This is a genomic window from Nitrospira sp. NS4 (assembly GCF_049546785.1).
Taxonomy (GTDB): Bacteria; Nitrospirota; Nitrospiria; order Nitrospirales; family Nitrospiraceae; genus Nitrospira_D.
The window spans coordinates 174500-190389 of the sequence record NZ_JBMWAN010000005.1 but is presented as its reverse complement, the minus strand read 5'-3'; the positions used below and the strand labels follow the sequence as shown (position 1 = coordinate 190389).

Below are 15890 nucleotides of genomic sequence, written 5' to 3'. Positions count from 1 at the left end.
CGGTCAGGCCTTCCTTTTCGGCTTCGGTTTGGCCGGTGGTTTTTGAGGCTTGGCCGCTGGAGCCCTCTTGGCCTGGGCCCGTTTTGGGTTGGCCGCCGGAGTCTTCTTGACCGTGGCCGGTTCGGATTCGGCTGCCGGTGCGCTCTTGGCGGGAGCCAGACGCTTCCCGACATAGGCTGCGACCGATCCCACCGTGGTCATGGCCGGAAGATCCTGGTCAGGGATTTGGAGGTCAAACGTCTCTTCGATCTTGTAGAGCAATTCAATGACCGCCATCGAGTCGAGACCCAGGTCGTCGCGTAAATGGTGCGTCTCTTGAATCGTCGAGGCGTCCCGTTTCAAATAGTCCGCGAGCGCCTGAGTAATCTTGTCAAGGATGGTACGGTGGGCCATGGTGCTGGTTCCTTTTTCGTCGCAGGGGCGTGCTAGGCTTTGAATTGTTTGAGCACAACAGCGGCGTTGTTGCTGCCGAATCCGAAGGCATTGAGCAACGCGGCTCTGATCTTGCGCTCCTGGGGAGAGCGGCTGATGCCGCCCAGACGGCAGGCAGGATCGGGATCATCGTAGTTCGCAGTTGGATGAATGTGACCGGACTGAATGGCCAGGGTCGTCGCGATTGCGCCGATCGCGCCCGCCGCGCCCAAGGTGTGTCCGACCAGAGATTTCGTTGCGCTGATGGCAATCTTGTCCGCTCGATTCTTGAAGAGGATCCGGATGGCTTTCGCCTCTACTGCGTCGCCGATGCTGGTCGAGGTGGCGTGCGCGTTGATGTAGTCCACTTCCGAAGGACTGACGTCGGCGGCCTTTAAGGCCAGTTTCATCGTGGTGGCGACTTCTTCTCCGTCTTCACGGGGAATGACCATATGGTAGGCTTCACTTGTGGCGGCATAGCCTGACAGTTCGGCGTAAATTCTCGCTTTCCGTTTCTTGGCGTGTGCCAGTGATTCGACGATCAGGGCTCCCGCGCCCTCTCCCATTACGAAACCGTCCCGTGCCAGGTCGAACGGGCGGGATGCGCGTTCAGGCTGGTCATTGAACTTGCTGGAGAGCGCGCGAAGCGAACAGAAGCCGGCGAAGACGAGGGGAGTAATGCTGGCATCCGCTCCAACGGCAATCACGACGTCGGCCTGACCGGTGCGAATGCATTGCAGCGCCTGGCCCAGAGCATGGGCGCTGGATGAGCAGGCCGTTGAAATCGTGAGGTTGGGACCTTTCGCTCCTGACGCCATGGCGACGATCCCCGAGGCTGAATTCAGGGTGATCACCGGGATGAAGTTGGGATGCACTCGATGGGGCTTCTGGGACTGGTAGAGTTGCGTGATCTCGCGCTCGCCCATCACCATGCCGCCCATGCCGGCCCCGACAATCACGCCCACACGATGCGGCGCTTCCTGCTCGATGCGCAGGCTGGCGTCGGCGATAGCCTCGCGGCTGGCGGCGAGGGCAAACTGGGCATAACGGTCCACCCGGTCGCCGTGTTGCGAGCCGATATGGAGCTCGGGGGAAAAATCTCGAATCTGGCCCGCGATCTTTGATCGGTAGCCGTCCATGGGGAACGGGTCGAAAGAGTCGATGGCGGAAATGCCCGATCGGCCGGACAATGCCGCTTTCCAGAAGGCACTGACGCCGATTCCAATGGGGGATACGACCCCCAGTCCTGTAATCACCACACGAGCTGTCACGCGATTCGCTCCTCTTGAGACAATGTCAACGGTCTTTACTTACCGGAAGGTGTTCATGCAGTCAACCGCTCTCCGGCTCGCTTAGTACCGAACTTTCAGCAGGAGGTACAGGCCGAAGCTTGCGAACAGGAGATTGGCCATCCATCCGGCGAGCATCGGGTTCAGCGCGCCGCCGCGCCCCAAGGCGATCGCGATGGAATGGGTGGTCCAGTAGCAGAAGCCGACGACGAACGCCTGGCCGATTCCCATGGCCATGCTCCCTCCGCGAACCCCGCTTCGGCGCAGGCTCAAGGCAATGCCGACGACCACCATGATGAGGGTGACAAAGGGGAACGCCAGGCGTCCGTAATAATCCGTGAGAAGACGGGAGAACGAGAACCCTTCGCCTTTGAAACGGGCCAGGTAGTGCCGGATCTCCCGTGCCGTCATCGTTTCGGAGTCTCCTGCCAGCCAGGTGGTAAAGTCGTCGGGGATGAGCGAGAGTTCGATGGGCTGTTGGGTAAACTCGACCAGCGCCACCGTGCCGTTCGGGTTGAAGCGGCGCTGGTTTCCCTGTGAGAGGACCCACCCTTCCGGAGTGTAATGCGCGGTGGCGGCCTCCGTCATCCGGTCCAGCCTGAAGCCATCCTGCAGGTGGTAGAGATGCACGTTGTGGAGGACGGCCCCGCCGATTTCAATCGCTGAAATGTGCATCAGCGTGTTGGCGTCGGTTCTCGCCCATGGACGAGGCGGCTTCACCGCCAAGGGGGCCGGCTTCTTCTCGATTTTGACGAGGCGAATCTGCTCCGCTTTTTCGGACGCCAGGGGGATGACGGTCGAGCTGAAGCTGAGCAGGATGAGGGAGATGCCCATCGCGAAGATCAGAAAGGGAGAGGCGATCCAGGGCAGGCTGATCCCGCAACTGCGCATGGCGGTAATTTCGTTGTTCCGGGAAAAGAGGCCCAATGTCAGGAGCGTGGCCATGAGGATGGCCAGCGGTGTAATTTGGAACGAGATGGCCGGCGTCTTCAGCGCGAAATAGCTCAGCACGTCGAGCATGCTGGCGTCATATCGAAGGAACCGGCGGACTTTTTCGAAGAAATCGATGACGAGGTAAATGGTCATCAGACCGGAGAAACACATGAGAAAAATCTTGGCGTATTCGCGGAGGATATAGCGGAAGAGAATGGTCATGGCGGCTATTGGCGGCTCATGTTGAAGAAGAGCCAGATGGTGAGGAGCGTGAAGAGGCCATTCGGCAGCCAGGCTCCGGCAAACGGAGAGATCATGAGCGTCGTGACGAGAAACTCGCAGGCGATATTCAAAATGTAATAGGCGACGACGATCAGGACGCCGACGGCAAATCCCCCCATGCGTCCCGAGCGTTTCGAGACAATGCCGACCGGGACGCCCATCAGGCAGAAGACCAGCGACGCGGTCGGGAAGGCGAGATCTTTATAATGCTCCATCAGGCGGCGCAAGGCCTGCTGATCCTTCCATTGGGTGGCATTCAGCGTTGCCAGAATACTGGCATAGGTGGGGCGCTCTTCAGTTGCGGCATAGCCGCTTTGACTCAGATTCATCCTCAAATCATAGTTGGTAAAGGAGACCTGCTGGTACTGATCGACGACATCCGGGCGGCTATGAATCACGCCGTTGACCAACCGGAGGGCGACTTGTTCATGCTCGGCGTCCATCAAGACCTGGTAGCTTTCGGCGACAATGATCCGCGGTTCGTCAGGTGCCCGTTCGTCCGAGACGAAGATGCCGGTAGCGGACTGTCCTGACCGGTCGTCGGGGATGTAGATGACCACATTCGGGATCGGTTCGTTGAAGGCCCCGCGTTCAAGCGCCAGGACGAGTTGATCGCGCAAGAGGTTGAGGGCGACCTTCTTCAGATTGAGCGAACTCCATGGCTGTCCCCATTGGGAAAGCAGGAGCGTCAACCCGAATACGGAGATGGCGAACAGAAGGACCGGTTGGGTCAAACGGAAGAGGCTCAGCCCCGCTGCGCGCATGGCGACCAGCTCTTTATCGAAGGAGAGGCGTCCAAAGGCTGTGATCGACGCGATGATGCCTGCGATGGGCAGCGTCAGCACCAGGAAAGAGGGCAGCAGCGTGGCGAAGACTTTCATCACGGCCCAGAGTCCGACCCCTTTGGAAACCAGGAGTTCGACGAGGCGGAGCAACTCCCTGGTGAGCATGATGAAGCACAGGGCTCCGAGGCTCAGGCCAAAGGGGGAGAGCAGTTCGGTAAAAATATACCGGTCGAGCAGGGTTCGTAGAATCACAGGTGCAATCGTTATGGGAACTGTTTCGCCACTATAGGGGAGTCGTCCCGCCTTGTAAACCGCGGGAGATGGCGCAAGGGGATGAAGTATTGCTTGACAAGGGGGAGTCGCTATGTTACTTCCAGCGCGGTTTTTCTTTCACCGATGGGTTCCGTGAGTGATTAATCTTTTTCCGCAGGTTCCCGTCACGTCTTCTCCTCGAGTCTCCATTTCTTTTCATCGCATGTATCCGGGTCCATCTACGGCTAGTCTAGCCGGCTACGCAACTGCGCGTGGTCGTTGAGGAAAGGGGGGTATTGTGAAGACAAAAGGAACGGTGAAGTGGTTCAATGACCGGAAGGGGTTTGGATTCATCCGGCTCGATAGTGGGGAGGATGTCTTCGTCCACTACTCGGCGTTGCAGGGGGATGGATTCAAGACGCTGAAGGAAGGCGAAAACGTTGAATTCGATATCGTCCAGGGGGCCAAGGGGCCGCAAGCCGCCAATGTCCTGAAGTCCGCCGTGGCAGCTTCGTAACCGCGCCAGACTGAGAGTCCGCGTTTCATGGGGGCCTGTCTTTCCTTCGGGGAAGCAGGCCCCTTTGCTTTTTGCCATTTCCTTTACAAACGGGGGGGAGACTGTTAGCGTTTGCGTATTCCTGTGTAAGGAGTGGCTTTTGGCTCTCGACCGTAGCAAGGTTTTGCACAGCGCTCAATCGCTGGCCACTCGCGGCCAGTATGATGCGGCCATCGCCGAGTGGAAGAAGCTGGCGATGGAGGTTCCGAACGACGGGAGCGTGCATAATTCCATCGGCGACCTCCATCTGAAACGGAACAGCGTCGCCGAAGCCGTGACGGCATTCCTCCAGGCGGCGGCGGCCTTCCGATCGGAAGGCGCCACGCTCAAAGCGATTGCCACCTACAAAAAGGTCCTCAAAGTCGATCCCACCCGCTACGATGTCTATCGCCATCTCGGCGATCTCAATGCCGAACGTGGATTACTCAGCAGCGCGATCCAAGACTATCTGACAGTGGGGAAATATTACCTCAAAGAGCGGAAGGGTAAGGAAGCGCTCGAAATCTATAAGAAAATCGTCAGTCAGGATCCCTCCAACCTTGACGCCCAACAGCGTGTCGCGGAGCTGTGCCTTCAGGAAAATCTCCAGGACGAAGCCACAAAGGTGTATCTCCAGCTGGGGAGAGAGCGGTCCGCACAGGGGCGGTATGATGAGGCGAAGGATGCCTATCTGGCTGTGCTGCGGATTGATCCGAAGAACAGCGAGGCGGTGCAGTTTGTGGAAAGTCCGGCAACAGGAAGCCTGCCTTCCCAGCAGGTAGAATCCTCCGGTCGCCCGGTCACGCCGGCCCTGAAGTCGATGGAGCCATTGGATCTTCTGGCCGAAGCCACTCGCCGGATGGATCAAAAGCAATATGCCGGGGCCGAGGCGATCCTGAATCAGTTGCTCACTAGAGAGCCGGGGAACCCGCAAGTCTGTCAGCTGCTGGCCCGGCTGCATTTGCTGCGCGGCGATATTCAGGTGGCGCTCGGGGAGTATCGCTTTCTGGCCGGAGCCGCGTTGCGCGCGCAGGATTATCCGCTTGCCGAAGCGCTGATCACAGAATTTCTGGCTGCCGAGCCCAATTCAGTTCCTTTGCTGGAACTCTATGCGGAACTCCATGAGGAGCGAGGGGCGGCGGGGGCAGCGGCGGAGCAGTATGCCAAGGCAGTTGAGTTGTTGTTAGCCCATCCCGAGCCGGGGATGGAGAGTTTGCACGAGGAATTGTTCGACAAAGTGAAGGCCCTTGCTCCGGGGTCGGATCTTGTGGCCCGGTTAGCGGCGAGGATGGGAGGGCCGGCAACGGGCGAGAGCGCTGTTACCGGGCCTGCAGCCGATGGCAGCCTGACGGCGGGGGTGGTTTCGCAAGAGGGCGACGCCGTTCAGGCGAATGGCTATAAGTTAGTCGGGGATGAATCTGCTTCTCAGCAGGGGGCGGCCATGCCTGGCGCGGCTTCGGATGAATTCGTATGTTCTCTGGTTGCGGCTGATTCTGAGGAGGTTGGTGCTGTGCAGGGCATGCCGGCTCCCTCATTCGATCATCTGACGCCTCCTCCCGATCACTTTGAATGCGAACCGCTGTCTGTAGCCAGCGGGGTCGCTTCTGATGGAGTGCAGGTAGCAGAGATTTCCGTTGCTGCGGTTGTGCCGCCTGTTGAGGAGATCCCGACGATTCCGGCTGCGGAGCCGGTGATCATCGCGGTTGCGTCGGATGTGGTCTCCGTGTCCCCGCAGAGCGTTCCGGATTATGAGGCCCACTACACACTTGGGGTGGCCTATAGGAACATGGGACTGTACGATGATGCGCTGGCCGAGTTTCAGATGTCGAAGGCATCCGACTCCTTTTATCTCGACTCCTGTCTCATGACCGCCGTATGCATGAAGGATCAGCGTCAGTATCGTCAGGCTATTCGGGGGCTTGAAGCGGTGTTGTCGGATCCGCGCTGCCAAGGGGCGAAGGGCCAGGCGATACGGTATGAACTCGGGATGTTGTACGAAACAGAGTCATTGTGGGAACAGGCGGCACAAACCTACGAAACCATTCCTTCATTCCATGATGTGCCGAAACGGTTGGAATCGCTTCGAGGGAAGTATTGCCCGACCCCCACGGAGTTTCGGTTCGCCAGCTAGCGGGCTGTTGAAAACGTCCGCCAGCGGCGCTCTTGCCTCGCTCAGAGGCTCAACGTCAAGATGGCGCCTCGGAGGTACGGAGCGACGGGTATTCTCCGTTCGCCAAGACATAATAGAGGGGCGAACGGATCGCACGAAGTGTGGTGTGTACCTCCTCGCCTCTTCGCTCGCTGCGACCTTGCTGGACGGCCGCGTTGAACATCTTTCGGGGAATCAGGCCGAATACTCTTGTGCGTTGTCATGTCTGAAGGGGGCGTTAATCATCAGCTGATCGAGAGTGCTGGCCCACGGGGTTGAGGGGGGCTTTTCCAGCAAGGACCGCCTCAATATTCTCTAAGCAGATGAGGCCCATCTTGATTCGGGTCTCCTGCGTCGCAGAACCTAGATGTGGCAGCAGCACGACATTTGAAAGCTGTTCCAATCCGGCCTGTATTTTCGGTTCCCGCTCATAGACATCCAGCCCTGCGCCGGCGATCGTCCCTTGTTGCAGCGCCCCCAACAGCGCCGCCTCATCGACTACGGGGCCGCGCGCGGTGTTGAGCAAGATGGCCGTCGGTTTCATGGCGGCGAGTTCCTGCGCCCCGATTAAGTGGCGAGTTGATTCAGTGAGGGGCACGTGCAGCGACAAGAAGTCTGATCGCTCGATGACCTTCTGAAGCGAGGCCTGTTCCCATCCGGCATAGAGCACGGAGTGAGGGAGTCTGTGCCGACTGGTGTAGAGCACGCGCATATCGAATCCCGCTGCCCGTCGCGCCACGGCCCGGCCGATGCGTCCCATTCCGATGATTCCCAGCGTTCTCCCTGAGACATCGGTGCCCAGCATCTGAGTGGGCGCCCAGCCCGGCCAGCTGCCGGAGCGGATCCAGCGATCGCCTTCAACCACGCGCCTGGCCACAGCCAGCATCAAGGCCCAAGTCAGATCGGCGGTGGCGTTCGTCAGCACATCCGGCGTGTTCGTCACCATAATCCCGCGCCGCGTGGCGGCCGCCACATCGATGTTGTTGTAGCCCACCGCATAGTTCGCCACGATCTTCAGGCGGGGAGCCGTTGCCAATAGGGCATCTGTGACGGGATCGGTCAGGGTGCAAATCACCGCATCGGCCTGGGCGAATCCTTTCCGGCGATCCTCGTCGGTGGGAAGGTGGTCTTCCGCCGGTTCGGACACCAACGTGTACCGTTTGCGCAGGGCGGTCATCACCGGTTCCGGCAGGAGCCGGGTCAGGTACAGCAGCGGGTGGGACATGAGACCTCCTAAGTAAGGCGCTATTCTAGGGGATTATCCGCTGAGCCAACAAGCGTGCTCTTGTTCTCCAATGGCCGGGCGTCTAGAATGCCCCACGATATTGCCATGAGTGCACCAACCCTCATTCTGCCGGATCGTTCCCACGCCATTGCCGCTGATCTTCGCGCGGCGCTTGGAACCGACAAGGTCAAAGACGATTTTCCGACCAGGACCGCCTATGCCGTCGATGCCAGCATCTATCGCATGGAGCCGAAGGCGGTGGTGCTGGCGGAGTCGGAGGAGGATATTGCGGCGACCATCGCCTATGCGGTGCAACGCGGCATTCCGCTCACGCCGCGCGCGGCGGGCACGAATCTCACCGGGTCAGCCATCGGTAGTGGGATCATTCTCGACATCTCCCGCATGAATCGCCTGCTCGAGGTAAATCGGGAAGAACACTGGGCCAGGGTTCAGCCGGGCATCGTGCTGGCGGAGTTGAATAAACAGCTCGCGCGACAGGGGCTGCTCTTTGGGCCCGATCCGTCCAGCGGCGAAATGTGCAAACTCGGCGGGATGCTCGCCAATAATTCGTCCGGACCGCACACGCTCCGCTACGGGTCGGTGAAGGACAATGTCCATGGGCTTCGTGTGTGTCTGGAGTCAGGCGCGTGGCTGGAGGCGCGGTCGTATGCGTTGGGCGATCCGGCGCTGGCAGGGCTGCTTGCCTCGACGTCGTCGCTCCGGGACCTGCTGGCCTTGACACAGTCAAACGCCGATCTGATTGCCGCCAAACGACCGACTGTGAGCAAAAACAGCTGCGGCTATAACTTATTCGGGCTGGTCGATGGGCTGGCCCAAGGGCAGCTCGATCTGCCCAAACTCTTCGTCGGCAGTGAAGGGACGCTCGGGGTCGTGAGCGAAGCGACCTTGCGTCTGGTTGATAAGCCGAAGGCGACCCTGACCGCGCTCATCCATTTCCGGCACCTGGAGGATGTGGGGTCGGCTGTGCCGCAGTTGCTCGCATTGCATCCCAGTGCGCTCGAAGTGATGGATGGCAATACGCTGGATCTGATCGGGAGGGCGAAGCATGGCATTCCTGTCGATGCGGCAGCCACGTTGCTGGCCGAACTCGATGCCGATTCAGTCGATGTTGATCTCCGGGAGCAGGCCGGGCGCATGGCGGCGGTCTGCCGGCCTTTCCGTTTGGCCGCCGACCTGACGCTCGCCTTCGATCAGGAGCAGCGCGAGCAACTGTGGAAGGCCCGCAAGGCCTTGTACCCGACGCTTTATCGGTTTGATCCGCGCAAGAAGCCCATCAATTTCGTTGACGACGTGGTCGTGCGCGCCGAGCGCATCAGCGAACTGATCCGATATCTGGAAGAGTTCTTTGCGGGGCAGAGGGTTCCGGTGGCGATCTTCGGCCATATCGGGAATGGGAACGCGCACATTGTCCCGCTGCTCGACGTCAATGATTCCAGCGACTTCGAGAATATGGTTCATGGATACCATGAAATCCATAGCGCCGTACTGAATCGATTCGGCGGGTCGATCTGCGGTGAGCATGGCGATGGGCGGGTTCGCGCCGAATATGTGAGGAAGATGTTTGGAGACGACCTCTACAGTCTCTTCATCCAGGTGAAAAAGAGCTTCGATCCTGCCGGTGTGCTCAATCCCGGTATCAAGATCAGTGAGGCCTCGTTCACCGAGCACATCGATTACACCAGGCTCTCCAAGTCCTGTGCGACCTGCGCCAAGTGCAATGCCGTCTGTCCGGTCTACGACGTGTTTCAATCGGAAGACATGAGCTCGCGGGGCTGGTTTGAGATCGTCACGTCGAAGGACTACAGCTATCTCAACTCGAAGCGGGTCGTCGAGTCTTGTCTGAACTGCAAGTCCTGCCGGACGGCCTGCCCGGCTGGCGTCGATGTCTCCGATCTCATCTTGAAAAAGCGGGCGGAGCATCCCAATCGGCTGGCGGGGTTGATCTTCCGTTGGCAGGCGAGGGGAAAGACCTTCGGTGCCGTGTTGCGGTTGCTGGGACACACGCAATCCTTCTGGGATCGACCAATGTTCCGGCGAGTGCTGGAGTGGGTGTCGAACCCCATCATGAAATTCCTCGCCCCGACGGCGAAATTGCCGCATGACCTGCTGCTGCCTCGATTGGCAGCGCTCCATTTACGGGAGCGGCATGCCGGCCTTGTTCCCCGTGACGGCGCGAGACCGGCTGCGGGAGGCGTCGCGTACTTTCATGGCTGCGCCGCAAATTATTTCGACGACGGGGTGGGTGAGGCGGTGATTGCGGTGTTGCGGAAGCACGGTGTCGAGCCGGATCTGCCGCCACAGCGCTGTTCAGGCACGCCGATTCAAACCTACGGACATCAGGATCTAGTGCGGGAAGGAGCGCGCTTTAATCTCGCCTCGTTTGCTTCATATGACACGATTGTGACAGGCTGTGCCTCCTGCACGCTGATGTTGAAGGACTATCCGGCTCTTTTCGAAGAGGGGGAGGAGCGGAGGCAGGCCGAAGCATTGGCGAAGAAGGTCGTCCATATCGCAGAATTTGTCGCCCGGTCTCCGCAACATCCTCCGATGGGCGCCGCCGCGACCGGAACGAAGCGCGTGACGTACCATTCCTCCTGCCACTTACGAGCCGCCGGCGTCACGAAAGAGCCGCGGAAGATTCTGGCAGGATTGCCCGGGATGGATTATGCGGAAATGCCGGATGCGGACCGGTGCGCCGGCGGCGCCGGCACGTTTCTGGTGAAGGATTACGATACGTCGCAGAAGATCTTCGAGCGGAAAGCCCGGGCGATCGAACAGGTCGGGGCTGAAGTGGTGGCGACCAGCTGTCCGGCCTGCATGATTCAATTAAAACATGGCTTGAAGGGCAGGGCGGACGTAAAGCATGTGGCGCAGCTTCTGCGGGAGTCCTACGAAGCGGCAGACGCTCAGAAGGCGACATCGACATGAAATTGAGAAAAGTGGATTGGCTGTTTGTGCTGTTTGCCGTGGCGGTCGTGGTGGGTGTGTCGTTGTTGCCGACGCCGAAAGACCGGAATCCCATGATTCCCGCCACGCCCGAACATCGCGATGTCACCGTGGAGAAAGGGTGCGTCCAATGTCACCAGGCGGGTGGAGCCAAGCCGGTCCCGGATCGCCATCCCAAGCGGCAGGATTGTCTCCGTTGTCATGCGCGCTCATGAAGGCACGCGCTCTCCGCTCATTGCTCCTGAGTAGGAAGGAACGAACATTGATATGGTAACCGTACTGGTATTCGGCAGAACTCTCCAGGATGCCGTGGGGGAGAACGAGTTCTCCATCGCGACGAGCGAGGCCACAACGGTCAGAAAATTGATCGAGGCCAATGCCGGTCAACTCGGTCCGCTGCTCCGGTTTATCGCCAGCCGCGAAGCGCTGATCACGGTGAACAAGAAAGTCGGGACCGAAGACACCGTTGTGAAGAATGGGGACACCGTCAAGGTCTCGTTCCAGTCGCACAACGCCTACGATGGGACGAGGGACATTCCCATGTAGCCGGTGGCACAGATTGCCTCTATTCCGAGTCTGTTGGAATGCGCCGCCAGTGCGGCCATCTCTGAGTATCCACGAGACAGCGAGCGATTCATGTCGTCACAAGGGTCTTTGCGGTCTCTCACCGCGCTCGGTTGTCTCTCGGCAGGTCTGGCAGTGGCCGCCGGCGCGTTCGGGGCGCATATGCTGAAAAGCGCGCTGGAGCCGTCGATGCTTACGGTGTTTGAAACGGCGGCGCGCTATCAGATGTATCATGCGATCGGAATGGTGGCTGCCGGGTTGGCCGGACGGGCTTTCGACCGCCCTCAGGCAGCGCGCGCGGGATGGTGCTTCGCCGCAGGGACGGTCTTGTTTTGCGGGAGCCTCTACGGCGTGTCGTTGCTCGGCATTCGCTGGCTGGGCGCGATTACACCGATCGGGGGACTGGCTTTTATCACCGGATGGAGTCTCTTCGGCTGGTCCATTTGGCGTGGGCCGATATCATCGCACGATCGAGAGTGTGGCCGGTAGCCGGGCTACGGTTTGCAGTCGCTGGTCCGTTTTCCGCTGATCGAACCCCATCCGCCCTGCGAGTTCACAAAGGTTCCTTCCAACCCCTTCCCTTCTTTGGTGAATTGCAGGCTGTCTTCCTGGACCTGGCCGTTGATTTCCCAACGGAGATAGACATTTTCTCCGAGAACCACGGTTTCGACCAGTCCTGATACCAGAGGATAGTCAGGCCCTGGAGGAGGGAAGATCAAGGAGAGCTTTTGTTCTTGGTGATGCTGCTGATGATTGTGAATGATCCATTGCCAGGTCCCGCAGAGCCGGCTGCGGCCCCGCACCGTTCGAACCCGATCTTTCCATGTTTTGAGTTGGTACCATTCCGTGATTGCCCGCTGTTGTGCCTCGAGCGCCAGCCGTCCCGCTGACAGGGCGAGCGGCGTGCGATCGGCTGCGGCTGCGTCCGGTTTCACCTCGGCCAGCTGCGTCAATTCCTTGGTTGTCTGAGCGAGAGCGGGGAAAGGCAAAGCGGCCTGGATCCAGTCTATCAGCGTTGCCGGAGGAGTGACGACGGGGTTGGTGCGCTCACTGAGGGCTTGCGTCACCCGCTCGGCCGTCTGCCAGGCGGCGAGGCTGGCGATGAGCCGTTGGGCGGAGCCCGTCAGTTCCTGGATGGCCAGCTCTTTGGCGATTTTGGATGGAATGTTTTTCGCCGCGAGCGTCGTGGCAACATCGTGCAGACCGAGTGCCGGACCGATGTGGGCCACGAAGAGCCCCATGGCCTGTGGATCGCCGGTGATGGTGCTGAGCTGCTCGCCGTACTTCTGCATCACGGGCACGAAATCAACCGGCCCGGCCGGCTGCTCCGTCGCGCTGACTGGTGTAGGACCGATGAGATGGCCGGACAGGAGCAAGAGGTTCGACAGGACAATGACGGCGACAATCATGCGGGTTGAGGCGTGCATAGCTCAGGGGTGAGGGTTGCGGATCTGCTCGTTGTGATCTGAATCAGGTTCCCTGGAAACAGGTTTTGAGGAACAGGGCGGTCCGTTCCCAGGCGGCGGCCGTCAGCTCCGGCCGATAGCTGTCACGCTTCATGTCGTTACAGAAGGCATGGGGGGCGTCCGGATAGGTCTGGATCTCGACTTTCTTCCCGTACTCCGTACCGGCGGCGCGCAGTTGCTCGGCGTCGTCGGCTGTCGCCCAGGTGTCTTGACCGGCTTGATGGTACAGGATGGGGGCCTGCACGTCTTTCATCAGCTCGCGGGGCTGGAGCATTTTTCCGTAGTAGGCGACGGCGGCGCGCAGGCGCTTCCGCTGGGTGGCGAAGCGCAACGCGAGCGATCCGCCCATGCCATAGCCGACGACCCCGTGAATGTTCCGTTTGGCAAAGTCGCGCGTATTGAGATATTCGCAGCAGGAATTGATGTCCTGCACGACCAGCGCCTCATTCATTTTTCCCATCAGCGCAGCCGCCACATCGTCGTTGGCCGTGACCATGCCTCCCAGACGGCCATAGAGGTTGGGGATCACGACGACATAGCCTTCACAGGCCAGCCGCGCGCCCAGGTCTTTCATTTGTCCGGTCAGTCCCCACCAGTCATGGAGCAGCACGATCCCCGGATACACGCCCTTTTCCTGCGGCCAGAATAAGAGCGTCTCGACCTGCACTTCCTTCGGCATGCGCGTCTTGATATAGGGGTCCACCATCGCGTCGCTATGGGTGGGGATCGGCACGCCGCTGGGGAATCGGGCGGTTCCGGTGCCGATTTGTTCCAGCGTAAAGGGTGCCGAATGTGTCGTCGTCATGGCGCTCAAACCTTTCCCAGGGGTCTCTGGTGCGGAGAAGAATATGGGGCTGAGTGTCTTGAGAGACCGACTATAGGCAACCGTTTGCGGGAATGTCAACGGAGCGAGCGCACGGTCTCATCGTACGGATGCATTGACCCGGTTTCCCTTCCTGTCTACAGTGTGGGCAACCTGGAGGGCGCATGTCTTCTTCCGTTCCCATCGGTCTCGGCCTCATCGGCGCCGGCCGCCACGGCATTCGCTATGCCCGTCACATTATTCAGGATATTCCACAGGCCCGGCTGCAAGCGGTCTGCCGGCAGCATGCCCAACAGGGGCTCGATCTTCCGGGAAGCGAGCATGTCACGATGTACGGATCCGTCAGCGAGCTGATCGCCGATCCGCTGGTCGAGGCGATCATCGTGGCGACCCCGCCCATGCTGCACAAAAATATCTGTCTTGCGGCGGTGGCCGCAGGGAAGCCGCTGCTGATCGAAAAACCGCTGGCGACGACCTATCAAGACGCCAGAGCCATGGTCGAGGCGGCGGCGAACGCCGGGGTCCCGCTCATGACGGCGCAGACGCTGCGGTTCGATCACACGATCCGGTTGCTGCGGGACGCGAAGCCGAAGATCGGCCGCTCCCATCATCTCGTGCTGACGAGCCGGATTGAAACGAAGGGGCGCGACCCCGCTCATGCGGATGGCTATGGCAGGCGGGGAGCGTTATTGGAGTTCGGCGTGCATCTGCTCGATCTTGTCCGCCATGTGACGGGGGAAGAGGTCTCTGCTGTCCGGTGTATCATGGACCGGCTTCCGCCTGCCGATCCGGAGACCCTGGCAATGGCGCATCTCCTCACGAAGGGCGGCACGCATTGCGTGATCGAGGTGGCTCGCGTCGTTGCCGGCCGCGTCGGACGCGCCGAATGGATCGGTTCGGAAGGGCAGCTGACGGCCGATTGGGGCAACCGTCAGCTGCGCGCGATCCTGCAGACCGCAGTCGTTGAGGAACAGGCGGTTCCTCAAAGTCAGACCGTGCTGGTGACTGTCCGGGAATTTCTGCGGGCGCTGGGACAGCATGCGCCCATGACGATCACCGGTGAAGACGGCTGCCGCGCGGTGGAACTCGCCGAAGCCTGCTACCGGTCCGCACAATCCGGCGGAATTCCGATCGTCTTGCCGTTGGCCGACTAGCCTTCCGCGACGATATGCGTATCCGTTTCCTCCACTCCTTCGATAGAGTGGACTTTCGTAATCACCACGTCCGAGAGGGCCCGTTCGTCCGGCACACTGATGAAGACGAAGATATCCGGCCGGCCGAAGCAGGAGTGGGCCTGCTCAACTCCGGAAATCTTTTTCAGCGACTGGACGACATCTTTGGTTTTGCCGGCCTTCACCTTGATCAGAATGTACGCTCTGGTTGCCATCGGAACCTCCTTGTTTCACATCGAGACGCGATGTCGTTGAACATGATGGATGCCTAACTCGAACCGGCTCCCGGCATCTCCTTCCTGCGTGAGGCGAACACGGTCCGGAATTCGAGCCCGCGCTGGTTGAATGACCGTCGTGCCTCGCGCACGAGCTGCATGAAGCCGTGAAAATCTTCCACGGAGAGATTGAATTGGCCGAATCCTGGGACGAGGGTTTGTCGCACGTCCTCGCCCGTGCGGGCGTCCTCATCGGCGAGCGCCTCCAGCATCTCGGCTGTCCATCCGGTCGAACGGAGCGACGCCAGCATACCTGCCGCCTGCTCCCCGTAGGACGGCGCGAGGGCCCGGCGGGCAAAGGCCTGTACGCTTGCATCCTCGCTTTTCATGAAGACGGATTGAAACTGGATCACCCACTTGACGATGTGATTGGCTTCGGGGGTTCCCTCAGGGGGCAGCACCTCGGCATCCTGCAAGGTGGCCAGCACGGCCATGACAGATCCGATCTGCGGAGAAGAAGCTTTTCCTGATCGCGGCGTCTGAACAAGCTGCGTGGCGGCGTGGCCCGGCGCGGGGGACAAGCCTATGGAGAGGGTGCAGATCAGCGCGAGTTGCGCCAGGCAACGGGCAGGATACAGTCGTCTGATCATGAGGGCGGGGAGATCGAGACGAGAATCCCCTGGGAGAGCCGTCCAGAGGTACATGGACCGCATTATACAGAGTTGGCCGGAGCGGAGCTACCGACCGGGTAGTGCCGGGTCTGTTCCCTTGCAACCAATTCCAGGACTTTCTATAATTCCGTGTCTCCCGGGCACAGAAAGG

16 protein-coding genes are annotated in these 15890 nt (G+C 60.1%); 7 read left to right on the top strand and 9 right to left on the bottom strand.

What is annotated here, in order from left to right; genetic code table 11:
- Positions 1-3: 3 nt before the first annotated feature.
- The 4 genes from ACO9S2_RS15495 to lptF form a co-directional block, all read right to left on the bottom strand.
- Positions 4-393, bottom strand: coding sequence for an acyl carrier protein (locus ACO9S2_RS15495; RefSeq protein ID WP_423723290.1), 390 nt, complete (start codon positions 391-393; stop codon positions 4-6).
- Positions 394-425: 32 nt separating this feature from the next.
- Entirely contained in the window at positions 426-1682 is a 1257-nt protein-coding gene (gene fabF / locus ACO9S2_RS15490) for a beta-ketoacyl-ACP synthase II (RefSeq protein WP_423723289.1), read from the bottom strand.
- 81 nt (positions 1683-1763) lie between these two features.
- Positions 1764-2855 carry an LPS export ABC transporter permease LptG gene (gene lptG / locus ACO9S2_RS15485; RefSeq protein ID WP_423723288.1) on the bottom strand — a complete coding sequence of 364 codons (1092 nt, stop codon included), beginning with the start codon at positions 2853-2855 and terminating at the stop codon, positions 1764-1766.
- Between the two features lie 5 nt (positions 2856-2860).
- Positions 2861-3952, bottom strand: a complete 1092-nt coding sequence (lptF, locus tag ACO9S2_RS15480) for an LPS export ABC transporter permease LptF (protein ID WP_423723287.1) — start codon at positions 3950-3952, stop codon at positions 2861-2863.
- A 298-nt stretch (positions 3953-4250) separates the two neighbouring features.
- On the opposite strand from lptF, the gene ACO9S2_RS15475 reads away from it, so the two are divergent.
- Positions 4251-4469, top strand: coding sequence for a cold shock domain-containing protein (locus ACO9S2_RS15475; RefSeq protein ID WP_423723286.1), 219 nt, complete (start codon positions 4251-4253; stop codon positions 4467-4469).
- A gap of 139 nt (positions 4470-4608) precedes the next feature.
- Positions 4609-6618: a tetratricopeptide repeat protein gene (locus tag ACO9S2_RS15470; protein WP_423723285.1), complete on the top strand. Its 2010-nt coding sequence runs from the start codon at positions 4609-4611 to the stop codon at positions 6616-6618.
- A gap of 256 nt (positions 6619-6874) precedes the next feature.
- Here the strand turns inward: ACO9S2_RS15470 and ACO9S2_RS15465 are convergent, their stop codons facing one another.
- Entirely contained in the window at positions 6875-7861 is a 987-nt protein-coding gene (locus tag ACO9S2_RS15465; protein ID WP_423723284.1) for a 2-hydroxyacid dehydrogenase, read from the bottom strand.
- 105 nt (positions 7862-7966) lie between these two features.
- Here ACO9S2_RS15465 and ACO9S2_RS15460 point away from each other — a divergent pair, with 105 nt between their 5' ends.
- From ACO9S2_RS15460 to ACO9S2_RS15445, 4 genes are all read left to right on the top strand, one after another.
- Positions 7967-10810: an FAD-binding and (Fe-S)-binding domain-containing protein gene (locus ACO9S2_RS15460; protein WP_423723283.1), complete on the top strand. Its 2844-nt coding sequence runs from the start codon at positions 7967-7969 to the stop codon at positions 10808-10810.
- On the top strand, positions 10807-11043 hold the full coding sequence (locus ACO9S2_RS15455) for a hypothetical protein (protein ID WP_423723282.1): 237 nt from the start codon (positions 10807-10809) through the stop codon (positions 11041-11043). The genes ACO9S2_RS15460 and ACO9S2_RS15455 overlap by 4 nt, the downstream gene beginning before the upstream one ends.
- A gap of 52 nt (positions 11044-11095) precedes the next feature.
- On the top strand, positions 11096-11374 hold the full coding sequence (locus tag ACO9S2_RS15450; protein ID WP_423723281.1) for a MoaD/ThiS family protein: 279 nt from the start codon (positions 11096-11098) through the stop codon (positions 11372-11374).
- Positions 11375-11464: 90 nt separating this feature from the next.
- On the top strand, positions 11465-11881 hold the full coding sequence (locus tag ACO9S2_RS15445) for a DUF423 domain-containing protein (protein WP_423723280.1): 417 nt from the start codon (positions 11465-11467) through the stop codon (positions 11879-11881).
- Positions 11882-11886: 5 nt separating this feature from the next.
- On the opposite strand, the gene ACO9S2_RS15440 is transcribed toward ACO9S2_RS15445, so the two are convergent.
- Both ACO9S2_RS15440 and ACO9S2_RS15435 read right to left on the bottom strand, forming a co-directional pair.
- On the bottom strand, positions 11887-12819 hold the full coding sequence (locus ACO9S2_RS15440) for a hypothetical protein (RefSeq protein ID WP_423723279.1): 933 nt from the start codon (positions 12817-12819) through the stop codon (positions 11887-11889).
- A gap of 43 nt (positions 12820-12862) precedes the next feature.
- Complete coding sequence (locus tag ACO9S2_RS15435; protein ID WP_423723278.1) at positions 12863-13663, bottom strand: dienelactone hydrolase family protein; 801 nt, start codon at positions 13661-13663, stop codon at positions 12863-12865.
- 182 nt (positions 13664-13845) lie between these two features.
- Between ACO9S2_RS15435 and ACO9S2_RS15430 the strand changes: the two genes are divergently transcribed.
- Positions 13846-14835: a Gfo/Idh/MocA family protein gene (locus ACO9S2_RS15430; RefSeq protein ID WP_423723277.1), complete on the top strand. Its 990-nt coding sequence runs from the start codon at positions 13846-13848 to the stop codon at positions 14833-14835.
- Here the strand turns inward: ACO9S2_RS15430 and ACO9S2_RS15425 are convergent.
- Together ACO9S2_RS15425 and ACO9S2_RS15420 are read right to left on the bottom strand one after the other, a co-directional pair.
- Complete coding sequence (locus ACO9S2_RS15425) at positions 14832-15068, bottom strand: Lrp/AsnC family transcriptional regulator (RefSeq protein WP_423723276.1); 237 nt, start codon at positions 15066-15068, stop codon at positions 14832-14834. The genes ACO9S2_RS15430 and ACO9S2_RS15425 overlap by 4 nt on opposite strands.
- A 53-nt stretch (positions 15069-15121) precedes the next feature.
- A complete protein-coding gene (locus tag ACO9S2_RS15420) occupies positions 15122-15772 on the bottom strand; it encodes a hypothetical protein (RefSeq protein ID WP_423723275.1) in 651 nt (216 codons plus the stop codon).
- Between the last annotated feature and the right edge of the window lie 118 nt (positions 15773-15890).

Bases quoted from the DNA above. Each gene is read 5' to 3' on its own strand.
- ACO9S2_RS15495 (WP_423723290.1), bottom strand. From the start codon at position 393: ATGGCCCACCGTACCATCCTTGACAAGATTACTCAGGCGCTCGCGGAC.
- lptG (WP_423723288.1), bottom strand. From the start codon at position 2,855: ATGACCATTCTCTTCCGCTATATCCTCCGCGAATACGCCAAGATTTTT.
- ACO9S2_RS15465 (WP_423723284.1), bottom strand. From the start codon at position 7,861: ATGTCCCACCCGCTGCTGTACCTGACCCGGCTCCTGCCGGAACCGGTG.
- ACO9S2_RS15460 (WP_423723283.1), top strand. From the start codon at position 7,967: ATGAGTGCACCAACCCTCATTCTGCCGGATCGTTCCCACGCCATTGCC.
- ACO9S2_RS15455 (WP_423723282.1), top strand. From the start codon at position 10,807: ATGAAATTGAGAAAAGTGGATTGGCTGTTTGTGCTGTTTGCCGTGGCG.
- ACO9S2_RS15450 (WP_423723281.1), top strand. From the start codon at position 11,096: ATGGTAACCGTACTGGTATTCGGCAGAACTCTCCAGGATGCCGTGGGG.
- ACO9S2_RS15445 (WP_423723280.1), top strand. From the start codon at position 11,465: ATGTCGTCACAAGGGTCTTTGCGGTCTCTCACCGCGCTCGGTTGTCTC.
- ACO9S2_RS15440 (WP_423723279.1), bottom strand. From the start codon at position 12,819: ATGCACGCCTCAACCCGCATGATTGTCGCCGTCATTGTCCTGTCGAAC.
- ACO9S2_RS15435 (WP_423723278.1), bottom strand. From the start codon at position 13,663: ATGACGACGACACATTCGGCACCCTTTACGCTGGAACAAATCGGCACC.
- ACO9S2_RS15430 (WP_423723277.1), top strand. From the start codon at position 13,846: ATGTCTTCTTCCGTTCCCATCGGTCTCGGCCTCATCGGCGCCGGCCGC.
- ACO9S2_RS15425 (WP_423723276.1), bottom strand. From the start codon at position 15,068: ATGGCAACCAGAGCGTACATTCTGATCAAGGTGAAGGCCGGCAAAACC.
- ACO9S2_RS15420 (WP_423723275.1), bottom strand. From the start codon at position 15,772: ATGTACCTCTGGACGGCTCTCCCAGGGGATTCTCGTCTCGATCTCCCC.